Raw genomic sequence first — 6,214 nt, 5'->3', positions numbered from 1 at the left:
ATCAGCTCGGAGAGCGCCTGCTGAATCTCGGTGCCCTTGATCTTGAGCATCGACACGTCCGCCCCCGGCGGCTGCCCGGTGCGGCGCATCCGGTCGAGGAACCTCAGGTTGGTGATCTCGAGCGCGGTGAGCTCGATCTCGACGCGCGAGAGCTTGTCGCGAAAACGCAGGTCCTCGATCAGCGGCCGGCCGTTGTTGTTCTGTTCGGCGGCGAACTCCTTCAGCTTCCCGAGCTCGCGCTTCGACGCGCCGATGCGGCCGGTGTTCATGCGCTCGTGGCCGAGCAGGTACTTGGCCACGGTCCAGCCCTTGCCTTCCTCGAACACCAGGTTTTCGAGCGGCACCTTGACGTCGTCGAAGAACACCTCGTTCACCTCGTGGCCGCCGTCCATCAGGATCAGCGGGCGCACCGTGATGCCCGGCGTCCTCATGTCGAGCAACAGGAACGAGATGCCCTCCTGGCGCTTCGCGCTGCCGCTGTCGGTGCGCACCAGGCAGAAGATCCAGTCGGCGTAGTTCGCGTAGGATGTCCAGATTTTCTGGCCATTGATGATGTAATCGTTGCCGTCGGCGACCGCGCGCGTCTGCAGCGAGGCGAGATCGGAGCCGGCGTTGGGCTCGGAATAGCCCTGGCACCAGCGGATCAGGCCGGCGGTGATCTTCGGCAGGTGCTCCTTCTTCTGCGCCTCCGTGCCGTATTTCAAGAGCGCGGGCCCGAGCATGGAGATGCCGAAGGATGTCAGCGGTTGGCGCGCGCCGATCGCGGCCATCTCCTGGCGCACGATCTTGGCCTCCTCGCCGTCGAGGCCGCCGCCACCATATTCCTTGGGCCAATGCGGCACGGTCCAGCCCTTGTCGCGCATGCGCTCGAACCAGACGCGCTGCGCGTCGGACGAGAATTTGGCGTTGCGCCCGCCCCAGAACGTATCGCCATCCGAGGCCATGGGCTTGCGCATCTCGGCTGGGCAGTTCTGCTCCAGCCAGGCGCGGGTCTCGCTGCGGAATTTTTCCAGATCAGCCATGGGAGTTTCCACTGTAAAGATCGTTGCTCCGAACTTAGCGAGGGTACGGCAGATTTCAATACGTCAATGCAATGGCGGCAGGTGTCGTTGCGAGGCGCGATCGGCTATATCGATCAGGCCGTAACGATTGAAAAACAAGAGGAAACGCAAGATGAGGCTGAAGTTGCTTTCGCCTGGCGAAATGACAGCCGAGCAAAAACAAACCCATGACGAGGCGATCGCGGGCAAGCGCGGCTCGGCGCCGGCGCCGATGATGGCCTGGCTGAACAGCCCTGCCATGGCGCGGCACGCGACGAGGCTCGGTGAGGAACTGCGCTTCAACACGATCTTTCCGGCAAAATTGTCCGAGATCGCGATCCTCGTCACCGCGCGGCATTTCACCGCACATTACGAATGGTGGGCGCACAAGCGGCTGGCGCTGAAGGGCGGCATGGACCCGAAAATCATCGAGGCGATCCGCGACCGCCGCACGCCCGCCTTCGATGATCCCAAGGGCAAGACTATCTATGATGTCGCAAAATCCCTGCACGAAGGCCATGGGCTATCGAAGACGCTCTATGACGAAGCGGTCGCCGTGCTGACCGAACGCGGGCTGGTCGAGGTGATCGGGCTCTGCGGCTACTACACGCTGGTGTCGCTGACGCTGAACACCTTTGAGTTCGGTTTGCCGGAGGGGGAAGTGTCGGAGTTGTAGGTTGCTCTCTCCGCTTCCCAATCGTCATTGCGAGGAGCGTCAGCGACGAAGCAATCCAGCGCATCACGAAGATTCTGGATTGCTTCGCTTCGCTCGCAATGACGGTTCGGGCAGCCCCCGGATCATAATCAACACCGCCGCCGTCAATTCCAGCGCGATGCAGCCGTAGAACGGCAGGGTGTAGCTGCCGGAGAGATCGCGGAGCACGCCGACCACGCCGGGGCCGAATGCATAGGTCACCTGCGCGATTGCCGTTTGCAGGCTGACCAGCACGCCAAAGGACTTGGCGGCAAATTCGCGCTGCACGATCAGTGACGGCAGCGTGATCAGATTTCCGACCGAAAAGCCGAACACACCGCAGGCTGCGATCAGCGCATATTCGCTGCGGAAATTGATCAGCACGGCCAGCGCGGCGGCCTGGCTTGTGAAGGACAGCGCCGAGGCGAGGCGCTGATTGAGCCGGTCGATCACGGTGGAAAACAGCACGCGCCCGACCACGGCCATCGCGGTGAGCAACGCGATTGCAGTCGTCGCGCTCGCCCGGCCAATCACGGGATCGAGGAAGGTGATCAGATGCACGATGAAGCCGACCTGCGCGAACAGCACCAGCGCAAACGCGATCGCAACCGACAGGAAGCCGATGTCGCGCAGCGCGCGGGCGCGGATCTGCGCCGACGACGGCGTATCCGCCGCCGTCGTCATCGCGCTCGCTACATGCAGCGGCGGTCGGCCTACGAAGATCAGCACGGTCGGAACGACCAGCGCAACCATGACGAGGGCCGCCCCCATCATGGCGGTCGAGAAGCCGAAATGGCTGATCGCGATCACGAGCAGCGGCACGCCGGCGATACCGCCAAAGCTCGCGCCGTTCAGCGCAAGGCTGATCGCCATGCCGCGCTTTGCGTTGAACCAGAGGCCGAGCGTGTTGGTGATCATGCCGAGGCTCATGCCGGCCCAACCGAAGGCAAGCACGGCGTTCGCGACATAAAGCTGCCAGGGCTCGCGCACCTGGCCGAGCGCGATCGCCGATAGTGCGGTCGCCGCAGTGCCCGCGATCAGGCAGTTGCGCGGGCCGAACTTCTTGACAGCCTCGGCGACGAAGACGACGACGGCCGCGCCGAACAGGTAGAAGAAGGAGGTCGCCCCCGACACAAGCGAGGCCGGCCAGCCGTGCGAGCGATGCAATTCGGCAAGATAGACGCTCTGGCCGTAGAAGCCGAAGGCCCAGCCGAAGGTCGCGACCAGAAAGCAGACGGCCACGATGCGCCAGCCGTCATAGCGCAGCGAAGATTCGTCGATCGTGATGGGGCTCGAGGCGTCCACTTTGCCGGCTCTCTGAATTTGACTCCGTCATTCCGGGATGGTCCGAAGGACCAGACCCGGAATCTCGAGATTCCGGGTTCGATGCTGCGCATCGCCCCGGAATGACGGAAAAATAACGACGACTAGCATCTTTGCGAGAGCAAAGCTTCGACACCAACCGAAGTGTCAGTAGCTGGCATCAGCGTGGACCTCTCAGAGGCTCGGCTCGGGAAATTCGTCGATGTCCGCAAGGCGTGCGCGGCGCCTCGCGAATGACGTCAGCGCCAGCACGATGAGGCCGAGCACGACCGGCGGATAGACCACGAGATTGACGGCGTTCCAGCCGAAATTGGCAAGCAACTGGCCAGAAGCGAACGAGCCGATCGCCATCATGCCGAACACGAGGAAATCGTTGAAGGCCTGCACCTTGTTCTTTTCCTGCGGCTGATGCGTTTCCAGCACCAGTGCAGAGGCGCCGATGAAGCCGAAATTCCAGCCCACCCCCAGAACCATCAACGTCGCCCAGAAATGCGGTGCCGTGATTCCGGTGAGCCCGATCGTGGCGGCAACGGCTTCCAGCGTGAGCCCCAGCGCGACAATGAGCGGCGCGCCGAAGCGCGCGATCAGCGAGCCGGTGATGAAGCTCGGCCCATACATCGCGACGATGTGCCATTGAATGCCGAAATTGGAATCGCTGACGGTCAGCCCGCACATCTTCATGGCAAGCGGCGCCGAGGTCATCACCAGGTTCATCATCGGATAGGCAATGACACCGCAAAGGGCGGCTGCAATGAAGCGCGGCTGGCGAACAATCTCAAGCAAGGGGCGGCCGCCATGCAGGTCGGCGGCGGCAGGCCTTGGCGCATCGACGCCGGCGAGGATGGCCATTGCGACGAGCGCAACCGCGGCTTGCACCACGAAAGAGAAGGCGAAGAGATAAGGTGGCCAGAGGTCCATGGTCCATTGCACGAGTTGCGGACCGAGCACGCCGGCGAACACGCCGCCCGCCATCACCCAGGATACGGCCCTGGGGCGGTACCCTGCGCTCGCGCCATCGGCGGCGGCGAAGCGATAGGATTGCGCCACCGAACCATAGAGACCACCGAGGAAGGTCGCGCAGCAGAACAGCCAGAACGTCGCGTGGAGGATGGCGTAGGCGCCGAGCACACCGGTGATGGCGCCGAGACCGGTGCCGATCATGAAAGCGACACGGCGGCCGTAGGTGCGCGAAATCGCGCCGGTCGGCAGCGTGCCGGCAGCCATGCCAAGCACATACATCGAGAGCGGCACGGTCGCGAGCGAGATGGATGGTGCGAGGGTGGCGCCGACGATCGAACCGGTCGCGAAGATCACCGCCGAATTGGCACCGGTCAGCGCCTGCGCCGCCGCAAGCCGCACCACGTTCGCCTTGACGCGGGCGTCGCTCTCCCTCTCCTCGCTGGCCGTCACGTCGATCATGGGCGCTTTCCGAATCGGCGCCACGCCGGCGCGTTTTGTGGCGCGCACTATGGAGAGATGCGGCGCAGTGATCAACTCATGCCAGCGGACGCGGGCTATGCACTGGTGTCAGCCTTGACCAACTCGCCTGAACACCAGGATCCGATTGTTGTCCGGCATTTCCACTGTCTCACGCAGCGCAAGCCCGTAGCGCGCGGCGAGTGCTTCGACCTCGGCGATGTCGCGCACGCCCCATTCCGGATTGGCTTCACGCAGGCTGGTGTCGAACACCGCGTTGGAGACCGCGGTGTGCTTGCCGTCGCGCTTGAACGGGCCGTAGAGGAAGACGAGCCCGTCGTCACCGAGATAGCGGCCGCACCCCGCAAACAGACCTTCGGCGACACGCCAGGGCGCGACGTGGATCACATTGCCGCAGAACACCGCGAGCAGTTTTGGCGGGCCGCGGCCGTCAGTCATCTGGCTGCCCCAGGCGGGATCGGAGAGATCGATCGCAAGCGGCGGACGAATGTTCTCAAGGCCCGCGCACGCGCGCCAGGCCGCAATGCTCTTCAGATGCGCTTCGTTGAGGTCGCTCGGCCACCAAACGATGTCGGCCGCGTGCCGCGCAAAATGCACCACATGCTGGCCGGTGCCGCTGCCGGCTTCGAACACGTCGCCGGACTTGCCCTTAAGGAACTTGTCCAGCACCGCCCAGATCGGCGCGTGGTTGCGGTGGAAGGCGGCGGCATCGAGCCGGCCGTCGGCCTCGACCCGACCGCCGTCCTTGCCGAATTCCACTACATATTCCACCATCGGCGGCCCCATTGGAAACGGAAGGAAGGCGCATTTTAACCCCATTTGCGCGCGTCGATAGTCCGGATTGCCAGAAGGTGGCCTTTGTGCTTTTGACGCCCTATAGTCGAACGCAAAGTACCGCCGGAAACGCTCTTGATTCCCCATCCCGTCCCATCCGTGGTCGCCTTAGCCTTCGCGCTGGCGCTGTCGGCCACCTCAGTCCATGCGCAATCTGCCGCTGGCGAGGGCCAGAAAATCGCCTTTGATCGAGGCAAGGGCAATTGCCTCTCCTGCCACCAGATCAGGGGTGGCGACCTGTCCGGCACGATCGGGCCCGAGCTCAAGGACCTCAAGGCGCGATACGACCGCAACGCGCTGATTGCGATCGTCACCGACGAGACCAAACGCAATCCGTTGACGGTGATGCCGCCATTCGGCCGCAACCGCATTCTGACCGAGCAGGAGATCAACGCCGTCGTCGATTTCCTGCAGACGCTATGATTTTTTTCGGGAGACTTCAGCCATGACTACCGACCGGTTCTCAGCGACGCGCCGCCTGGTGCTGAAAAGCGCGGGCACGGTCGCCCTGATCGGCTTGGGCTTTGACTTGGGCTTCGGCAATGTGCCTGCGCTCGCCGCGGCCAATGACGAATATCCACAAGATGCGTTCAAGCAGAAGAGCGACAAGGACGCTATTCATGGGCTGTACGGCAAGACTGCGGAGGCGTCCGACAAGGTCAAACTCGACGCGCCGGAAATCGCCGAGAACGGCGCGGTGGTGCCGATCGCGGTGACGACGACGCTGCCCGACGTCACCTCGATCTCGTTCTTTGCGAGCGAGAATCCGAGCGCGCTCGCGGCCTTCTACGTCATCCCGGAGGGAACCTTGCCCGCCGTCGCCAACCGGCTGAAGTTGGCGAAGACCTGCAACGTCATCGCCATCGTCGAATCCGGCGGCAAGCTC

Annotated in this window: 7 protein-coding genes; 3 read left to right on the top strand and 4 right to left on the bottom strand. The window is 63.5% G+C overall.

The window, feature by feature from the left end; all coding sequences use genetic code 11:
- The coding region (locus tag VKR55_RS12450) for an acyl-CoA dehydrogenase family protein (protein ID WP_324403614.1) at window positions 1-1,022 on the bottom strand (1,022 nt) is incomplete at its 3' end.
- A gap of 151 nt (window positions 1,023-1,173) precedes the next feature.
- On the opposite strand from VKR55_RS12450, the gene VKR55_RS12445 reads away from it, so the two are divergent.
- Window positions 1,174-1,716, top strand: a complete 543-nt coding sequence (locus VKR55_RS12445) for a carboxymuconolactone decarboxylase family protein (protein ID WP_324403612.1) — start codon at window positions 1,174-1,176, stop codon at window positions 1,714-1,716.
- A 63-nt stretch (window positions 1,717-1,779) separates the two neighbouring features.
- Here the strand turns inward: VKR55_RS12445 and VKR55_RS12440 are convergent, their stop codons facing one another.
- The 3 genes from VKR55_RS12440 to VKR55_RS12430 all read right to left on the bottom strand — a co-directional run bounded on the left by VKR55_RS12440 (window position 1,780) and on the right by VKR55_RS12430 (window position 5,268).
- The gene (locus VKR55_RS12440) at window positions 1,780-3,039 is read right to left on the bottom strand and encodes an MFS transporter (protein WP_324403610.1); all 1,260 of its coding nucleotides are present in this window, start codon (window positions 3,037-3,039) and stop codon (window positions 1,780-1,782) included.
- Between the two features lie 192 nt (window positions 3,040-3,231).
- On the bottom strand, window positions 3,232-4,476 hold the full coding sequence (locus tag VKR55_RS12435) for an MFS transporter (RefSeq protein WP_324403608.1): 1,245 nt from the start codon (window positions 4,474-4,476) through the stop codon (window positions 3,232-3,234).
- A 108-nt stretch (window positions 4,477-4,584) separates the two neighbouring features.
- Window positions 4,585-5,268 (bottom strand): DUF938 domain-containing protein, encoded by a 684-nt coding sequence (locus VKR55_RS12430; protein ID WP_324403606.1) that lies wholly within the window; start codon window positions 5,266-5,268, stop codon window positions 4,585-4,587.
- Between the two features lie 159 nt (window positions 5,269-5,427).
- On the opposite strand from VKR55_RS12430, the gene soxX reads away from it, so the two are divergent.
- Together soxX and VKR55_RS12420 are read left to right on the top strand one after the other, a co-directional pair.
- On the top strand, window positions 5,428-5,751 hold the full coding sequence (soxX, locus tag VKR55_RS12425) for a sulfur oxidation c-type cytochrome SoxX (RefSeq protein ID WP_324403617.1): 324 nt from the start codon (window positions 5,428-5,430) through the stop codon (window positions 5,749-5,751).
- Between the two features lie 22 nt (window positions 5,752-5,773).
- Window positions 5,774-6,214: thiosulfate oxidation carrier protein SoxY (locus VKR55_RS12420; RefSeq protein ID WP_324403604.1), on the top strand; the 441-nt coding region annotated here is incomplete at its 3' end.

Source organism: Bradyrhizobium sp. (genome assembly GCF_035309285.1).
Lineage (GTDB): Bacteria > Pseudomonadota > Alphaproteobacteria > Rhizobiales > Xanthobacteraceae > Bradyrhizobium.
Note: the sequence above shows the minus strand (reverse complement) of the source record. Positions and strands in the feature narration are given on the sequence as shown.

What these genes read in the sequence shown, in the direction of transcription:
- VKR55_RS12445 (WP_324403612.1), top strand. Translation starts at nt 1,174, where the DNA reads ATGAGGCTGAAGTTGCTTTCGCCTGGCGAAATGACAGCCGAGCAAAAA.
- VKR55_RS12430 (WP_324403606.1), bottom strand. Translation starts at nt 5,268, where the DNA reads ATGGTGGAATATGTAGTGGAATTCGGCAAGGACGGCGGTCGGGTCGAG.
- VKR55_RS12435 (WP_324403608.1), bottom strand. Translation starts at nt 4,476, where the DNA reads ATGATCGACGTGACGGCCAGCGAGGAGAGGGAGAGCGACGCCCGCGTC.